This is a genomic window from Microbacterium sp. Leaf203, from assembly GCF_001421275.1.
GTDB lineage: Bacteria > Actinomycetota > Actinomycetes > Actinomycetales > Microbacteriaceae > Microbacterium > Microbacterium testaceum_A.
Genome location: NZ_LMKF01000001.1, coordinates 70069 through 85275 on the forward strand (window position 1 = coordinate 70069; position 15207 = coordinate 85275).

Annotated in this window: 14 protein-coding genes; 6 read left to right on the forward strand and 8 right to left on the reverse strand. The window is 71.7% G+C overall.

What is annotated here, in order from left to right; translation table 11 throughout:
* From ASE56_RS00370 to ASE56_RS00380, 3 genes are all read right to left on the reverse strand, one after another.
* Positions 1-858 (reverse strand): polyphosphate kinase 2 family protein, encoded by an 858-nt coding sequence (locus tag ASE56_RS00370; RefSeq protein WP_056223951.1) that lies wholly within the window; start codon positions 856-858, stop codon positions 1-3.
* A gap of 81 nt (positions 859-939) precedes the next feature.
* Positions 940-2712 carry a 2-succinyl-5-enolpyruvyl-6-hydroxy-3-cyclohexene-1-carboxylic-acid synthase gene (menD, locus tag ASE56_RS00375; RefSeq protein WP_056223953.1) on the reverse strand — a complete coding sequence of 591 codons (1773 nt, stop codon included), beginning with the start codon at positions 2710-2712 and terminating at the stop codon, positions 940-942.
* Between the two features lie 3 nt (positions 2713-2715).
* On the reverse strand, positions 2716-3132 hold the full coding sequence (locus tag ASE56_RS00380; RefSeq protein ID WP_056223954.1) for a PLDc N-terminal domain-containing protein: 417 nt from the start codon (positions 3130-3132) through the stop codon (positions 2716-2718).
* 109 nt (positions 3133-3241) lie between these two features.
* Between ASE56_RS00380 and ASE56_RS00385 the strand changes: the two genes are divergently transcribed.
* Positions 3242-3568: a DUF4229 domain-containing protein gene (locus ASE56_RS00385; RefSeq protein ID WP_056223956.1), complete on the forward strand. Its 327-nt coding sequence runs from the start codon at positions 3242-3244 to the stop codon at positions 3566-3568.
* Positions 3569-3592: 24 nt separating this feature from the next.
* Here ASE56_RS00385 and ASE56_RS00390 read toward each other — a convergent pair whose 3' ends face one another.
* From ASE56_RS00390 to ASE56_RS00400, 3 genes are read right to left on the reverse strand one after another with little or no spacing between them, the layout of a single operon-like run.
* Positions 3593-4564 (reverse strand): 1,4-dihydroxy-2-naphthoate polyprenyltransferase, encoded by a 972-nt coding sequence (locus tag ASE56_RS00390; protein WP_056223959.1) that lies wholly within the window; start codon positions 4562-4564, stop codon positions 3593-3595.
* An 11-nt stretch (positions 4565-4575) separates the two neighbouring features.
* Positions 4576-5736 (reverse strand): AMP-binding protein, encoded by a 1161-nt coding sequence (locus tag ASE56_RS00395; protein WP_056223961.1) that lies wholly within the window; start codon positions 5734-5736, stop codon positions 4576-4578.
* A 16-nt stretch (positions 5737-5752) separates the two neighbouring features.
* The gene (locus ASE56_RS00400; protein ID WP_056223963.1) at positions 5753-6655 is read right to left on the reverse strand and encodes a 1,4-dihydroxy-2-naphthoyl-CoA synthase; all 903 of its coding nucleotides are present in this window, start codon (positions 6653-6655) and stop codon (positions 5753-5755) included.
* Between the two features lie 104 nt (positions 6656-6759).
* Between ASE56_RS00400 and ASE56_RS00405 the strand changes: the two genes are divergently transcribed.
* The gene (locus tag ASE56_RS00405) at positions 6760-6939 is read left to right on the forward strand and encodes a hypothetical protein (RefSeq protein WP_056223965.1); all 180 of its coding nucleotides are present in this window, start codon (positions 6760-6762) and stop codon (positions 6937-6939) included.
* Positions 6940-6979: 40 nt separating this feature from the next.
* On the opposite strand, the gene ASE56_RS00410 is transcribed toward ASE56_RS00405, so the two are convergent.
* Positions 6980-7777, reverse strand: coding sequence for an LLM class F420-dependent oxidoreductase (locus ASE56_RS00410; RefSeq protein ID WP_056223968.1), 798 nt, complete (start codon positions 7775-7777; stop codon positions 6980-6982).
* A 94-nt stretch (positions 7778-7871) separates the two neighbouring features.
* Here ASE56_RS00410 and ASE56_RS00415 point away from each other — a divergent pair, with 94 nt between their 5' ends.
* Positions 7872-8051: a hypothetical protein gene (locus tag ASE56_RS00415; RefSeq protein ID WP_056223970.1), complete on the forward strand. Its 180-nt coding sequence runs from the start codon at positions 7872-7874 to the stop codon at positions 8049-8051.
* A gap of 16 nt (positions 8052-8067) precedes the next feature.
* Entirely contained in the window at positions 8068-9069 is a 1002-nt protein-coding gene (locus ASE56_RS00420) for an o-succinylbenzoate synthase (protein WP_056223972.1), read from the forward strand.
* Here ASE56_RS00420 and ASE56_RS00425 read toward each other — a convergent pair.
* Positions 9056-9682 carry a TetR/AcrR family transcriptional regulator gene (locus tag ASE56_RS00425; protein WP_056223974.1) on the reverse strand — a complete coding sequence of 209 codons (627 nt, stop codon included), beginning with the start codon at positions 9680-9682 and terminating at the stop codon, positions 9056-9058. The genes ASE56_RS00420 and ASE56_RS00425 overlap by 14 nt on opposite strands.
* Before the next feature lie 116 nt (positions 9683-9798).
* Between ASE56_RS00425 and ASE56_RS00430 the strand changes: the two genes are divergently transcribed.
* Both ASE56_RS00430 and ASE56_RS00435 read left to right on the forward strand, forming a co-directional pair.
* The gene (locus ASE56_RS00430) at positions 9799-12687 is read left to right on the forward strand and encodes an MMPL family transporter (RefSeq protein ID WP_056223976.1); all 2889 of its coding nucleotides are present in this window, start codon (positions 9799-9801) and stop codon (positions 12685-12687) included.
* Positions 12684-14726, forward strand: coding sequence for a YhgE/Pip domain-containing protein (locus ASE56_RS00435; protein ID WP_056223979.1), 2043 nt, complete (start codon positions 12684-12686; stop codon positions 14724-14726). The genes ASE56_RS00430 and ASE56_RS00435 overlap by 4 nt, the downstream gene beginning before the upstream one ends.
* Positions 14727-15207 lie beyond the last annotated feature (481 nt).

The window sequence follows — 15207 nt, forward strand, 5'->3', positions numbered from 1 at the left end:
TCAGGAGTTCGCGAGCCGGTCCTTCTCGACCTCGACGTCGTAGTCGGCCGCGGGCCACCGCGGATCGATGTCTTCGAGGGCGTCGATGAGCAGCTGCTGCACGGCGAGGCGCGCGTACCACTTGCGGTCGGCCGGGACGACGTGCCACGGCGCGACGGGCGTCGAGGTGCGCTCGATCGCGACCTGGTACGCGTCCATGTAGGCGTCCCAGAGCTCGCGCTCGTCCACGTCGGAGGGGTTGTACTTCCAATGCTTGTCGGGTCGTTCGAGCCGCTCGCCGAGGCGTTCGCGCTGCTCGTCCTTCGAGATGTGCAGCATGACCTTCACCACGCGGATGCCCATCTCGGCGGCCTGCGCCTCGAACGAGACGATCGCGCCGTAGCGGCGCTCGATCTCATCGTGCGGCGCGAGCTCGCGCACCCGACCGATGAGGACGTCCTCGTAGTGCGAGCGATCGAAGACGCCGAGGCGCCCCGCGTCGGGCAGACGCTTCTCGATGCGCCAGAGGAAGTCGTGCTCGAGTTCCTCGGCGGTGGGTTTCTTGAACGAGGCGAGTTCGACGCCCTGGGGGTCGACGGCACCCACGACGTGCCGGACGATCCCGCCCTTGCCCGCGGTGTCCATCGCCTGCAGCACGAGCAGCACCGAGCCCGTGGCCGTGCCCGCGACGCTCTGCGCGAAGAGGCGTTCCTGCAACCCCTCCAACGGCGCTCGGCCCGCGTCGAGGTCGGCGCGACCGTCGGCCTTGTCGCCGTCGTAGCCGGGCGTGGATCGCGGATCGATGTCGGCGAGGCGGAATCCGGGCTCCACGCGCAGGGCGTCGGCGGCGGGCGTGGACCATCTGCTGCTCGTGCTCATCCCGACATCGTGCCGTGGCATCCGGAATCTCCGCCACCCGTTGACGACGATGCCGAGCCTCGGGAAGCGGATGCCGCTCGGTCAGCGCGGAAGGGGCACTTCGATCAGCTGCCGACCGCCGGTGGGAGCGGTGAGCACCTGGTCGAGGGCGACACGCGTGGTGCACCGGTGGTACTCCCACCCGAACGCGAGAGCGAGCTGCTCGAGCCGGGCCGTCTGCGGGGTGTACTGCACGCGCGACATCGCGTCGTCACCGGCGACCGTGGCGACCTCGAGACCGTCGAAAATCGTGCCCCCGCCGTCGTTTCCGACCACGACCTGCAAGCGGGGCTCGATCTCGCCGGGGGGAAGGAGCAACGCACCCATGTCGTGCAGGAACGCGAGATCGCCGAGGAGCAGACGCGTCACGCCGGGGCGTTCGTCGACCTGGCTGGCGAGTGCGACACCCGTGGCCGTGGCGATGGTTCCGTCGATGCCCGCAAGGCCGCGGTTCGAGTGCACGGCGACCTTCTTGCCGCCCAGAAGTTCGTCGGCGACGCGCACGATGCGCGAGGACCCGAAGACGAGCCGATCGTGGGGCCAGCTCGCGCGCCACAGCGCGTCGACGAGGGCGGCGCGATCCAGGGGTGCACGCATGACCTCGACCTCGGCGTTGATCGCGCCGAGCCGTTCGTGCGGCACGGCGGAGGCGAGTCCGTCTGCGTCGGGGGCCGGGGGCGAGAGGTCGACGGCGGCGGCGCGCGAGGCGCGCATCCAGTCTCCGAGCCACGCGCGGTCAGCGGCTCCCGAGCCGACTCGCACCGCGTCGACCGCCAGCGTCGAGCCGTTCAGGTTCACGGGCTCGCCCGGCCCGCGCACGGCGAGGACCTCGACGTCGTCGCGCATGAGCAGGCGCGTGACCTCGCGGCTGAGCGTCGGACGGCCGAACACGACGACGCGCTCGATGCGGCCGCCGAGCTCGGGGTCGCTCAGCAGGGCGCGGTAGCCGTGCACGATCTGGCGCCCGAAGCGCGCGCCGCTGACGATCTCGGCCACGAGGGGGAAGCCGCCGTCGTGGGCGAACTGCTCCGCCGCGTCCCCGCCGTCCGCGCCCGCGACGACCACCGTCCGCGGACCGGGGTCGACCACGTGCGCCGCCTCGGCGACAGGTGCCACATCGGCCTCGCCGATGCCCCCGCCGCCCTGGTAGAGCGCCCCGGAGCCGTCGCTGTTCTCTTCGGCGGGAACGGCACCGGATGCCGCCCGCTCCGCGAGCCACGCCGGCGCGGCGCCGGCGAGCGGCTCCCGGAACGGCACGTTCAGGTGCACGGGCCCTGCCGCGCGGGCCCCCTCGCCGAGGGCGGCCGCGAGCGCTGCGGCGGCCACCGCATCGAGCTCCGCGGTCTGCTCGCCGGTGGCGTCGTCATCGGTCGCCTCCGGAACCGCGAGGTCGGCTTCGAGCCGGACGGCGGACCGGAACAGCCCCGGCTGCCGGGTGGTCTGGTTGGCGCCCACCCCACGCAGCTCCGGGGGGCGATCGGCGGTGAGCAGCAGGAGGGGAACACCCGCGTGATGCGCCTCGAGGGCGGCCGGCACCAGGTTCGCGACGGCGGTGCCCGACGTGCAGACGACGGCCGCCGGCATCCCGGTCTCGCGTCCGATCCCGAGGGCCGTGAAGCCCGCGACGCGCTCGTCGATGCGCACGTGCAGATGGATGAGCCCCGCCCGTTCGAGCTCGGCGGCGACGAGGGCCAGCGCCTGGGAGCGTGATCCCGGGCTGACGACGATGTGCCGCACGCCGCGAGAGACGAGCCCGGCCAGCAGGGCCGCGGCCGCGTCGGTCGCGGGCGCGGCGGTACGCGCGGTGTCGACCACGGGTCAGCCGACGGCGCCGCGCTGGTCGCGGGTGTCGTCGTCGCCCTTGCCGGGGGTGTCGCCCGGATCGGTCGTCTTCTGAGGAAGCTGGGGATCTTCGGCCTCGGAGTCGAGCTGCGCCAGCTCTTCTTCGAGGCGACGGATCCGCTCGTCCTGGTCGGCGCGCGCCGAGGCGGTCATGCGGCCGAGGAACTCAGGGTCGTCGTCGGGAGCCCGTCGAACGACCGTCTGCGTGGCGCGCCCTCGGCCGATGGCGAACCACAGGATGCCGCCGAGCACGGGCAGGAGGATCACGATCGCCATCCACGCGGGCTTGTTGACGCCGCGGTGACGAGAGGGGCTCTGCACGGCGCAGTCCACGATCGTGTAGACCCAGAAGACGGTCGCCACGAGCGCCAGGATGAGAAGCAACCGTGCCATGACCTGATTCTACGTGCGTCGGCTGGACAGCGGCCCGGAGTGGGCGCACGGTCTTCCGCCGTCGAACGACCCGGATCGGGGCCGTGGGTGCCCGCCGTAGACTGGGGGCATGCGTGCACGTTCGGCCCTCGTCTACACGGTGCTGCGTCTGCTCGCCTTCCTCGTGCCCCTCGGCATCCTGCTGCTGTTCCCGGTTTTCCAGGAGCTGCCGTGGCTCGCAGCGATCTTCGCCGCCCTCATCGGGCTGAGCCTGTCGACGCTGTTCCTGCGCCGCCCGCTCGCCAAGGTCACCGGCGGTCTCGCCGAGCGTCGTGCGCAGCGCGCGACGACCGGTCGCCGGACGGGCGCCGAGACCGACGCCGACGCCGAGGATGCGGTGGTGGATGCCACGCGCACCGACGGTCCGGACGCGACGCCCGAGGCTCCGCGCGCCTGAGCCCGGGCGCCGATCGTGCGCGGGTCAGACCGCGAACGCCGCGAAGAGGACCGCGCCGTACGCCACCGAGGTGAAGCTCGTCACCTGGAGCGCGGTGATCAGCTCGCGCGGGGCGCGGTAGGTCCACACGATGAGGATCGCGGCGAGCCCGCCGAGCAGCGGGATCCCCTCGAGCCAGGCCAGCGGGTAGACCAGGGCGAGGAACGCGGCGATCGCGAAGGGTGCGAGCACGAAGACCGTGAACAGCACCTGGGTCGCGCGACGGCCGATGAGAACCGAGAGGGTGCGCTTTCCCGCGAGACGGTCCTGGTCGATGTCGCGCAGATTGTTCGCCAGCAGCACCGCGCAGGCGAGGAGCCCCGCGGCGACCGCCCCGAACCACGCCTCTTGCGGCAGAGACAGCACCTGCAGCCAGGTCGTGCCGAGGGTGGCGACCAGGCCGAAGAACACGAAGACGAAGATCTCGCCCATCGCGTTGTAGCCGTAGGGACGCTTGCCGCCGGTGTAGAACCAGGCCGCGACGATGCACACGGCGCCGACGAGGAGAAGCCACCACTGCCCCGTGCGGATCACCAGGGCGAGCCCGATCACCGCGGCGAGAGCGAAGAACGACAGCGCGACGATCAGCACGGTCCGCGGCTTCGCCTTCTTGCCGCCGGTGAGGCGCCCCGGGCCGACGCGCACGTCATCGGTGCCGCGGATGCCGTCGGAGTAGTCGTTGGCGTAGTTGACGCCGATCTGCAGCGCGAAGGCGACGGCGAGACACGCGAGGGCGATCACCCCGTGCACCTGGTCGTCGACGAGGGTCGCAGCCCCCGTACCGATGAGTACGGGGGTGATGGCGAGCGGCAGCGTGCGCAGGCGCGCGGCGGCGATCCAGTCCCGCGCGGTGGCGGGCGTGACCGCCTGCGGCGCACCGCTCTTCGCCTTCTGCGGGTTGCCGCCCTGATGACGCTTCTTGGCGGTGTTCGGACGCTTGCGAGACTGTGCTGCCACGAGGGGTCAGTCTAATCCCGCGGGTCCGGCGAGCCCTCGCCGACGAGTCGACGCAGCGTCGCCCGATCGGGTTTGCCCGAGCGCAGGGTGGGCACCTCGGCGATCGCGATCACGCGGGCCGGTCGTGCCGGGGCCCCGACCGCCGCACCGACGACCTCGCGCACCGCGGCGAGCACCTCGCGCTCTCGGGACGGTTCGATTCCGGGCACCACCACGGCGGACCCCTGGCCCCAGTCCGTGTCCGGGATCGGCACGACGACGGCGGATTCCAAGCCCGGGATGCCGCGCACGGCCGCTTCGACCCGGTCGAGCGAGACGTTCACCCCTCCCGAGACGATGACGTTGTCGAGGCGACCGGTGACGTTGAGCACGCCGCCGACAATCTCTCCCCCGTCACCCGTGCGGTACCACCGAGTGCCGGCCGCATCGGAGGGGAAGACGGATGCCGTGCGCTCGGGGTCGCCGAGGTAGCCCTCGGCGAGCGTCGGTCCCGACAGGCGCACCTCGCCGTCGACGATCGCGACGCCCACGCCGTCGAGCGGGACGCCGTCGTAGACGCACCCGCCGCTGGTCTCGCTCGAGCCGTAGGTGCGCACGATCCGTGCTCCCGCCGCCTCCGCTCGCTCTCGCACCGACGGGGCCAGCGCTTGCCCTCCGATCAGGATGGCCTCGAACGAACGCAGGGCCTGCGCCACGGTGGCGTCGTTATCGGCGGCATCCAGAAGTCTCTGCAGCTGCGCGGGGACGAGCGAGGTGTAGCTCGGGACGCGGGCACCGTCGACGTGCGACGCCATGCCGAGGGCCGCAGCGGCGAACGGCTCGGCGCGGAACGGGCCCGCGACGACGGCGGGTTCTCGATCGGCCAGGAGTGCCCGCACGATCACCTGCACCCCGGCGACGTAGGTGGCGGGGACCGCGAGCAGCCACGCGCCCTGGCCGATGCGCGCCGCCGTGGCGTACGCACTCGCGATGAGGGCGTTGCGACTGATCACGACCGACTTGGGCACACCCGTCGACCCCGAAGTCGTGACCACCGCCGCCGTTCCCGGGGGGACCTCACCGGCGAGGTCCGAGCCGCCGAGCGCCACGGCGGGACCGGCGCCGAGGACGGCCGCACGCAGAGCGCGCAGCACGTCGCGCGGATCGTCGGATGCCGCCGGCTCGAGCTTCACGCGCGCGACCCGGTGCTCAGTAGTGCCACGGGACGTCGGACCAGTCGGGGTCGCGCTTCTCGAGGAACGAGTCGCGCCCCTCGGCCGCTTCGTCGGTGCCGTAGGCGAGGCGCGTCGCCTCGCCGGCGAACAACTGCTGGCCGACGAGACCGTCGTCGACGGCGTTGAAGGCGTACTTGAGCATGCGGATCGCGGTCGGCGATTTCGTCAGGATGGTGCGCGCCATCGAGAGGGCCTCGCGCTCGAGCTCGGCGTGCGGCACGACGCGGTTGACCGCGCCCATCTCGTACGCGCGCTCGGCGGAGTACTCCTCGGCGAGGAAGAAGATCTCGCGCGCGAACTTCTGGCCGATCTGGCGCGCGAAGTACGCGGAACCGTACCCGGCGTCGAACGAGCCCACGTCGGCATCCGTCTGCTTGAAACGACCGTGTTCGGCGCTCGCGATGGAGAGATCGCACACGACGTTGAGCGAGTGCCCGCCACCCGCCGCCCACCCCGGGACGACCGCGATGACGACCTTCGGCATGAACCGGATGAGCCGCTGCACCTCGAGGATGTGCAGGCGCCCCGCGCGACCGGGATCGTGCACGGTCGACTCGTCTTCGGAGTACTTGTAGCCGTCGCGGCCGCGGATGCGCTGGTCGCCACCGGAGCAGAACGCCCAGCCGCCGTCCTTGGGGCTCGGGCCGTTGCCGGTGAGCAGGACGACGCCGATGCGGTGATCCTGGCGCGCGATGTCGAGGGCGCGGTACAGCTCGTCGACCGTGTGCGGGCGGAACGCGTTTCGCACCTCGGGACGATCGAAGGCGATACGCGCGACCCGACCGTCGTGCGTGACGTGGGCGGTGATGTCGGTGTAGTCCTCGGCGCCGGGCGCCAGGGTCCATTCCGCGGGGTCGAAGAGCTCGGAGACGGTCACCCGTTCAGCCTACGCGTGGGGGTCGCCGCGAGAGCAGGCATGAAGGCGGTGGACGACCGCCGCCATGCCCCGTAGCCTGGACGACCCCGACGATCGGAGTCAGCATGACGAAGAAAGTGTCGATCCTGGGCCGCATCCGCGAGTACTTCCTCGGGGCGCCCGCACACGACCAGTCCGAGGACGCGCGGCGGTCGATGAACCACCAGAGCGAGACCGCGTTCTACAACGGCGAGGCCGCGAAGACCTGGACGGGCACGTCCGGCGGCGCGCAGTTCAAGCCGTGACAGCGGGCGGCGCCCCGAGATCCTCGGGGCGCCGCCCCGTTCACGCGTTCTTGCTGTCGCGCCACCGCAGCCAGCGCTCGACGAGCGAGTAGTCCCACTCGGGACCTGAGAAGCCGAGCGTGAAAAGGCGGGTTCCGGCGTCGAACAGGGCGTCGGCCACGTCTTCGTCTCGGTCCTTGAGCTCGTTCGAGACGACGAGGCCCGACAGGTCGCGCTGCTCTGCCTCGGCCCACTTCTCGATCACACCAAACTTGTGCGGCAGTTCGTCGGGGGTGACGAAGCTGTGCCAGATGTCGGCGTGACGAGCGACGATGCGCAGGGTCTTCTGCTCCCCCTTGCCGCCGATCATGACGGGGATCTTGCGGGTGGGCGCCGGGTTGAGCTTGCCCCAGCGCGCGACGACCCGGTCGAGATCGGTCGCCAGAGCGTTGAGCCGCGAACCGGCGGTGCCGAAGTCGTAGCCGTACTCGTCGTAATCGCGCTGGAACCATCCCGATCCCGTGCCGAAGATGAAGCGACCCGTGTCGCCGCCCTTCTTGCTGATGTGGTCGACGGTGCGGGCCATGTCCGCCTGCAGGTCGGGATTGCGGTAGCTGTTGCAGTTGACGAGGGCGCCGAACTCGACGCGCTCGGTCTGCTCGGCCCAGGCGGAGAGCATGGTCCACGACTCGAAGTGCTCACCCTCGGGGTCACCGTAGAGGGGATAGAAGTGGTCCCAGTTGAACAGGACGTCGACGCCCATCTCTTCGAGACGGAGGACGGCGTCGCGGATGTCGGAGTACTGCACGTGCTGCGGCTGGATCTGCACGCCGAGCCGGACGGGGGTATCGAAGAGCATGGCGTCAGCCTATGCCCGCCCTCCGACACCCGGGCGGGTGGATTCTCCGCTCGGTGCCGCGTAGCGTGGGAAGGCCCCGACGATCGGAGTCAGCATGACGAAGAAGATGTCGAAGCTCGCGCGACTGCGCGATTACCTGTTCGGCCCGCGACGCACCCACGAACAGTCCGAGGCGGCGAAGGAGTCGCTCGAGTCCACCCCCGACCTCTCCTCCTACACCGTCGAACGTCAGACGTTCTGGCTCGGCGGGTTCGGCGGCGGCGGGCCGCGCTGAGCGGCAGGATGAGGGCATGAGCCCCGTCGCCCTCCCCTCGCTCGCCGAGATCCTCGACTCGGCGCGCGTCGTCTCCCTCCCGCTCGCCGCCCGCTTCCGGGGGATCGAGACACGAGAGGCGCTCGTGTTCGAGGGCCCCGAGGGGTGGACGGAGTTTTCGCCGTTCGTCGAGTACGCCGATGCGGAAGCCGCGACCTGGCTCGCCGGGGCCATCGACTTCGGGTGGCGTCCGTCACCGCCGGCCGTGCGCGACCGCGTCGCCGTGAATGCGACGATGCCCGCGGTCGCGGCATCCGAAGTGCCGAGGATCCTCGCCCGGTATGACGGATGCCGCACGGTCAAGGTCAAGGTCGCCGAGGCGGGCCAGACGCTCGCCGCGGACGTGGCGCGCGTCCGAGCGGTCCGCGAGGCGATGGGGCCCGAGGGACGGGTGCGCGTCGACGCGAACGGTGCGTGGAACGTCGACGAGGCCGAGCGAGCGGTCCACGCCCTCGCCGAGTTCGACCTCGAGTACGTCGAGCAGCCCTGCGCCGAGATCGACGAGCTCGCCGAGCTGCGCGAGCGGATCGACTATCTCGACATCCCGATCGCGGCCGACGAGAGCGTCCGCAAGGCCGCCGACCCCCTGCGTGTGGCGCGTGCGGGTGCCGCCGATCTGCTCGTCATCAAGGCTCAGCCCCTCGGCGGCGTCCACGCGGCGCGAGAGATCGTCGCGCAGGCGGGACTGCCCGCCGTCGTCTCCAGCGCCCTGGACACCTCGATCGGCCTGTCGATGGGGGTGGCGCTGGCGGCGGCGCTGCCCGACCTCGACTACGACTGCGGACTCGGCACCGCCTCGCTGTTCACGGTCGATGTCGTGGGATCCCCCCTCGTGGCCCGCGGCGGAATGCTGCCGCTCGAGCGCCCCCGCCCCTCGGTGTCCGACCTCGATCGGGTGGCGGCGACGGACGATCGACGGGAGTGGTGGCTGGACCGGCTGCGGCGGTGCTACGCCGCTCTCGAGATCACTCGAGGATGAGTCGCACGATCTGAGCGAGCCGCTCGCCCAGCTGACCGCGCGCGTCGGAGGGTGACGTTCCCGTCATGACGGCGGTCTCGGATGCCGAGATCCAGGCGGACAGCAGAAGCTCCGTCGCGGCGTCCGCGGGCAGTCGCAGAGTCAGCCCCCGCGCGTCGGCGATGTCGCGCACGAGCTGCGTGACGCTGTCGCACAGGGCGCCGTTCGATGAGAGGTAGGCCGCCGCGAACTCGGGGTTGCGCAGGGCCTGCACGCGGGTCTCGGCGCCGAGGAGGACGTCGAGGCGGTCCTCGCCCGCGACCTCGAGTACTTCTTGGACGAGATGGAGGACTTCGCCCGTGGCATCCAGTCCGCGGTCCTCGATCGAGGTGACCCGGTCGCGGACAGCGGCGATCGTGGTCTCGGCGGAGCGGGCGCAGAGGGCGAGGAAGAGTTCTTCCTTCGAGCCGAAGTTCGAGTAGAACGCGCCGCGCGTGAACCCGGCGCGGTCGCAGATCGCCTCGACCGAGGCCGCGTCGATGCCGACCTCGGCGAACATCTCCGCGGCGGCGTCCATGAGGCGCGTCCGGGTGTTCTCGCGCCGTCGTGAGGGGGCGGGTGCGGTGTCGGTCATCCGCGTCTCCTGTTCTGGGTGGACGTCCAGCTTCAGTCGCACCCTCGAGGTCTACGATACATTGATGTATCCGATACGGTGATGTATCGACTCGTTCACCGATCGTGGGAGCAGCCGTGTCGACATTCCTCTACACCCTGGGTCGCTGGTCGTTCCGCCACCCCTGGCGCGTTCTGACCGGCTGGCTCCTCATCCTCGTGATCGCCGGCGGCGGAGTCGCGGTGTTCGCGAAGGGGACGGACAACACCTTCTCGATCCCGGGCACCGAGTCGCAGGCCGGCCTCGAGATGCTCGGGCGCACCTTCCCCCAGGTGAGTGGAGCGAGCGCCGAGATCATCGTCGTCTCCGCGGACGGGTCGAGCGTTCGCGACCAGAGCTACCAGGACGCCATCCAGAAGACGACCGGCGACATCGGCACGCTCGACTTCGTCGAGGCCGTCACCGACCCCTACGACACCCGCGTGTCCGGCGGCATCTCCGACGACGGGCGCGCGGCGATCGTGCGCATCCAGTTCGCCGGGGAGTCGACGGCGGTGCCCGCCGACACCAAGGACGCCCTCCGCGACGCCACCACGGCGCTCAGCACCGCCCTGCCCTCCGGATCCCAGGCGATCCTGGGCGGACAGCTCTTCGCCACCGAGATCCCCGGCGCCTCGCTCACCGAGGCGCTCGGCGTCCTCATCGCCGCGCTCGTGCTCATGGTGACGTTCCGTTCGTTCCTCGTGGCCGGGATGCCGCTGGCCACCGCGATCCTCGGCGTCGCCCTCTCGATCGGGCTCATCTTCATCGCGACGGGCTTCGCGACCGTGTCGTCGACCACTCCCCTGCTGGCGGTGATGCTGGGTCTGGCGGTCGGCATCGACTACGCCCTCTTCATCGTGTCGCGACATCAAGACCAGACGCGCGCGGGAATGGACCCCGAGGAATCGACCGCCCGCGCTGTCGGTACCGCTGGATCCGCCGTCGTGTTCGCCGGCATCACGGTGCTCATCGCCCTCATCGGCCTGAGCTTCGCCGGCATCCCGTTCCTGACGACCATGGGCATCGCCGCCTCCGTCGCCGTGGCGATCGCGGTCTGCGTGGGGCTCACGCTCACCCCCGCGTTCCTGGGATTCGCGGGGCACCGCGTCGTCGGCTGGGGATACAAGAAGCAGAAGAAGCGCTCCCGCACGGCCACCGCCGAAGACGACGCCGCGGCCGCGGAAGAAGCTGCCGCCGAAGGCGTGCGCCGCGCCTCCACCGCGGCCGTCCGCGCCCAGCGCAACGGGCCCGCCAAGCGCTGGGTCGGTCTTGTCACCCGGCATCCGGTCATCACCTCCGTCGCCGTGATCGGCCTGCTGGGCGTGACCGCGATCCCGGCCGCGTCCCTCGCGCTCACCCTTCCGAACGCCGGGCAACTCCCCCCGGGCGACGAGGCGCGCGTCGCCTACGAGCTGACCGACGAGTACTTCGGCCCCGGCGCCAACGGACCCCTCATCATGACGGGCACGATCGTCACCTCGAACGACCCGCTGAACCTCATGACGAGCATCGGCGACGAGATCGCGAAGATCCCGGGGGTCGCGAAGGTCGCCCTCGCGACGCCGAACGCCACCGCCGACACCGGCATCGTGCAGATCGTGCCCGAGACCGCGCCCGACGACCCGCGCACCGCCGACCTCGTGCGCGAGCTCCGCGCGGCCGAGCCCCGCCTCTACGACCAGTTCGGCGTGCACCTGCTCGTCACCGGCTACACCGCCGTCACGATCGACATCTCCGACCAGCTCGGCGCCGCCCTGCTGCCGTTCGGCCTGTTCGTGGTGGGCCTCTCGCTCGTGCTGCTGATGATCGTGTTCCGCTCGATCTGGGTGCCGCTGACCGCCGCCGGCGGGTACCTGCTGTCGGTCGCGGCCTCGTTCGGCGTCGTCGCCGCGGTGTTCGAGTGGGGCTGGTTCGCCGACGCCCTACACGTGGCCAAGGTCGGCCCCATCATCAGCTTCATGCCCATCGTCGTGATGGGCGTGCTCTTCGGCCTCGCCATGGACTACCAGGTGTTCCTCGTCTCGCGCATGCGCGAAGACTTCGTGCACGCCGAACGCGAGGGTCGCACGCCCCGCGAGGTGGCGCTCGGCGCCGTCCGCAGCGGCTTCTCGGCATCCGCCCGCGTTGTCGTCGCCGCCGCCGTCATCATGTTCGCGGTCTTCGTCGCGTTCGTGCCCGAGGGCGACTCGAGCCTCAAGCCCATCGCGCTGGGACTGGCCGTCGGCGTCGCGGTCGACGCGTTCCTCGTGCGCATGACCCTGGTGCCCGCGATCCTCGCGCTGCTGGGCGCGAAGGCCTGGTGGATGCCGCGCTGGCTCGACCGGATCCTCCCCAAGCTCGACGTCGAGGGCGAGGCCGTCGAACGTGAGGTGCGCCTCGCCGACTGGCCGACCGAGTCCGGGATCGCGATCGCCGCCGACGATCTGCGCACGGTGGGAGCAACGGATGCCGAGGAGCCCGTGTTCTCGGAGGTGTCGCTGCGCCTCGGGTACGGGGGGACGCTGCTCGTGACCGGCGAGACCCGCACGACGCGCACCCTGCTGCTCGCCCTGTCGGGCCGCCTGTCGCAGATCGAGGGGCGCCTGCGCGTGGACGGGCTGCTCGTCCCCGAGCGCGCCGGAGCGGTGCGCGCCCGTGTCGGCGTCGCCCTCCTCGACGACCCTGCCGAGGCCGCCGCCGACGTCGCCCGCGCCGCATCGCGCGGCACCCGGGTCGTGTTCGTGTCGGACATCGACCGCCTCGACGACGACACCAGCGACGACGTGGCCCAGGTGCTCCGCCGGGCCGCCACCGAGGCGCGCGAGCGCAGCGACGATGATTCGTCGCCGTTCACCCTGATCGTGTCCGCCCGCGACGAACGCCGCGCGCTGGCCCTTCTGGCCGACGCTCAACGTCCGGACGTGTCGTCCCTCTCGCTGCCGACCCCGCGCCGGCATCGTCCCGAACCCGAAACCTTCGCCGATCTCTCCGAGGTGTTCGCATGACTCTCCCCGTCGAGCGCTCCCGCTCGCGCCGCCCCGTCACCTGGCTCACGCTCGTCGGCGTCCTCCTGCTCCCGGCGGTGATCGGCGGCATCCTGGTCGGTGCGCTCTACAAGCCCACCGATCGACTCGAGAACATCACCGCCGCGATCGTGAACGACGACAAGGCCGTGGAGCTCAACGGCCAGCTCGTCCCCCTCGGGCGACAGCTCACCGGCGGCCTCGTGAAAGGCGCCGACGACCAGCCGAGCAACATCGACTGGGTCATCTCCAACGACGAGGACGCCGCCGCCGGTCTCAAGGACGGCACCTACACCGCGGTCGTGACGATCCCCGAGAATTTCACCGCAGCCTCGCTCTCGACCCGACCGGGCGAGACTCCCGAGAAGGCGACGATCGGTGTGCAGACGGCGCCCAACGCCCGCGTCGTCGACGGCGCGATCACCGGGGCACTGGCATCCACCGCCTCCCAGGTCTACGGCAGCACCCTGTCGTCGCAGTACCTGAAGAACGTCTTCCTCGGTTTCACGACCCTGAGCGACCAGCTCGGCAGCGCCGCGAGCGGGGCTCACCAGCTCGCCGACGGGGCATCGCAGGCGTCCACCGGAGCGGCCGGGCTGCGCGACGGCCTCGGGCAGCTCTCGTCCGGAGCCACGGCCCTGGCCGACGGCGCGTCGAAGCTCGCCGCCGGCGCCGGTCCGCTCGCCAGCGGCGCCGACCAGCTTTCGAGTGGCGCGGGAGCACTCGCCGGCGGAACCCGCTCGGCGGCGGCCGGCGTCACCAAGCTCGCCGACGGCAACGCCGAACTGGCGAAGCAGATCAACGCCCTCGCCGCGCAGATCCCGCCGAACTTCGCCCAGGACGCACAAGCGCTGTCGGACGCGGCACCGCAGATCAACACCGCACTGACCGACGCTGCAGCCGCCCTGCAGAAAGCGGCCGACGAGTGCACGGGCACGCCCGAGCAGTGCGCCGCTCTGCGCACGGCATCCGACAACGCCAACGCGGCCCTGCCGAAGGCGAAAGAGACCGTGACGCAGATCGGCGGCCTCTCGGCCGAGGCCACCAAGCTTCCCGCGGGGGTCAGTGCCATCGCCGAGGCGAACCAGAAGCTCGCCGACGGCGGGTACGACGCGGCGAAGGGCATCACCACCATCGCCGGCGGCATGGACGGCATCGCCGGCGGAGCCACGAAGCTCGCCGACGGCGCGCGGCAGTTCGGCACGGGCGCCTCGGCTCTCGCCTCGGGCGCCGAGCAGGTGGCATCCGGAGCTTCCGGCGCCGAGACCGGAGCCGGCCAGCTCGCGGACGGCGTCAGCCAGGTCGCGACCGGCACCACCTCCCTCGCCGATGGCCTGGACACCGCGGTGTCGAAGCTCCCCACCTACACCGATGCCCAGGCCACGAACCTCGCCGACGTCGTCGCAGACCCCGTCTCGGCGACGGGCGGCACCGACTCGCTCTTCGGCGGCGCCGCGGTCCCGCTGCTGGCCATGGCGGTGCTGTGGTTCGGCGCCCTCGCCTCGTTCGTCGTGTTCCAGGCCGTGTCGGCCCGCTCGCTGACCAGCCGCCGTCCCTCGGGCCTCGTCGCCCTGCGCGGCTTCGCGCCGGCGGCGATCGTCGGCGCCGTGCAGGGACTGCTGGTCGCGAGCGTGGTGCAGGTGGCATCCGACTACGCCTGGGGCGACTGGGCCGTGTTCGCGATGATCTGCCTTCTCGCCGGGGTCGCCTTCGCCGCCGTGAACCAGGCGCTCGTCGCGCTCCTTGGGGGCGCCGGACGATGGGTCTCCGCGATCATCGGGGCCCTCGCGCTCGCGACGAGCATCGTCTCGACGGTGCCGCCGGTCCTCGCGGCCTTCGCGTCGCTGCTTCCGACCTCGCCCGCCTATTCGGCGATGCTCGGCGCTCTGTCCGCGGCCGGCGGAGTGGGTGCGGGAGCCGCGGGCCTCGTGGTGTGGGCGGTGCTGTCGATCCTCGTGACGACGCTGGTCGTGGTGCGTCGCCGGACCGTCTCGGCCCGCGCCGCGGCGATCGCCGCCTGACTCCCGCGCCCGGGCGCGGAGCCGCGCGGCGGCCTTCGCGCCCGGGCGCTCTCGCCCGCCCGAGCCCGGTCGCGAACGTCCACGTCCCGTGTCAGGGAACGGAGGCGCGCCGGTCCGTGACGTCTCCTCGGGCCCCGAGCACGCGGCATCCCGTCGCCCTCCTCCCACCCGCGCACAACGGCGGGCGCTTTTGGCGACACGCCACGAGCACGACCGCAGCACCCGGCGTTTCGCGAAGCGCCCCGCCGTAGCGCACGTCCCACCCCGCAACGACCCCGCGCGCATGACGTATCCGCCCGCGCCCCGCGGCGTCCGCTCGCCACCGAGCACCGAAGCCCGCGCCCGACGGCGCCTCCTCGACATCGAGCACCGAAGCCCACGCCCCGCGGCGACCCCACGACGCCGGTCACCCGCCGCCCACGCCCCGGCATCCCGACCCCCCAACAGGAAAGGGCCCGCCCGGCTCACGCCGAACGGACCC

Bases quoted from the DNA above. Each gene is read 5' to 3' on its own strand.
- ASE56_RS00370 (WP_056223951.1), bottom strand. From the start codon at position 858: ATGAGCACGAGCAGCAGATGGTCCACGCCCGCCGCCGACGCCCTGCGC.
- ASE56_RS00380 (WP_056223954.1), bottom strand. From the start codon at position 3,132: ATGGCACGGTTGCTTCTCATCCTGGCGCTCGTGGCGACCGTCTTCTGG.
- ASE56_RS00385 (WP_056223956.1), top strand. From the start codon at position 3,242: ATGCGTGCACGTTCGGCCCTCGTCTACACGGTGCTGCGTCTGCTCGCC.
- ASE56_RS00405 (WP_056223965.1), top strand. From the start codon at position 6,760: ATGACGAAGAAAGTGTCGATCCTGGGCCGCATCCGCGAGTACTTCCTC.
- ASE56_RS00410 (WP_056223968.1), bottom strand. From the start codon at position 7,777: ATGCTCTTCGATACCCCCGTCCGGCTCGGCGTGCAGATCCAGCCGCAG.
- ASE56_RS00415 (WP_056223970.1), top strand. From the start codon at position 7,872: ATGACGAAGAAGATGTCGAAGCTCGCGCGACTGCGCGATTACCTGTTC.
- ASE56_RS00420 (WP_056223972.1), top strand. From the start codon at position 8,068: ATGAGCCCCGTCGCCCTCCCCTCGCTCGCCGAGATCCTCGACTCGGCG.
- ASE56_RS00425 (WP_056223974.1), bottom strand. From the start codon at position 9,682: ATGACCGACACCGCACCCGCCCCCTCACGACGGCGCGAGAACACCCGG.
- ASE56_RS00435 (WP_056223979.1), top strand. From the start codon at position 12,684: ATGACTCTCCCCGTCGAGCGCTCCCGCTCGCGCCGCCCCGTCACCTGG.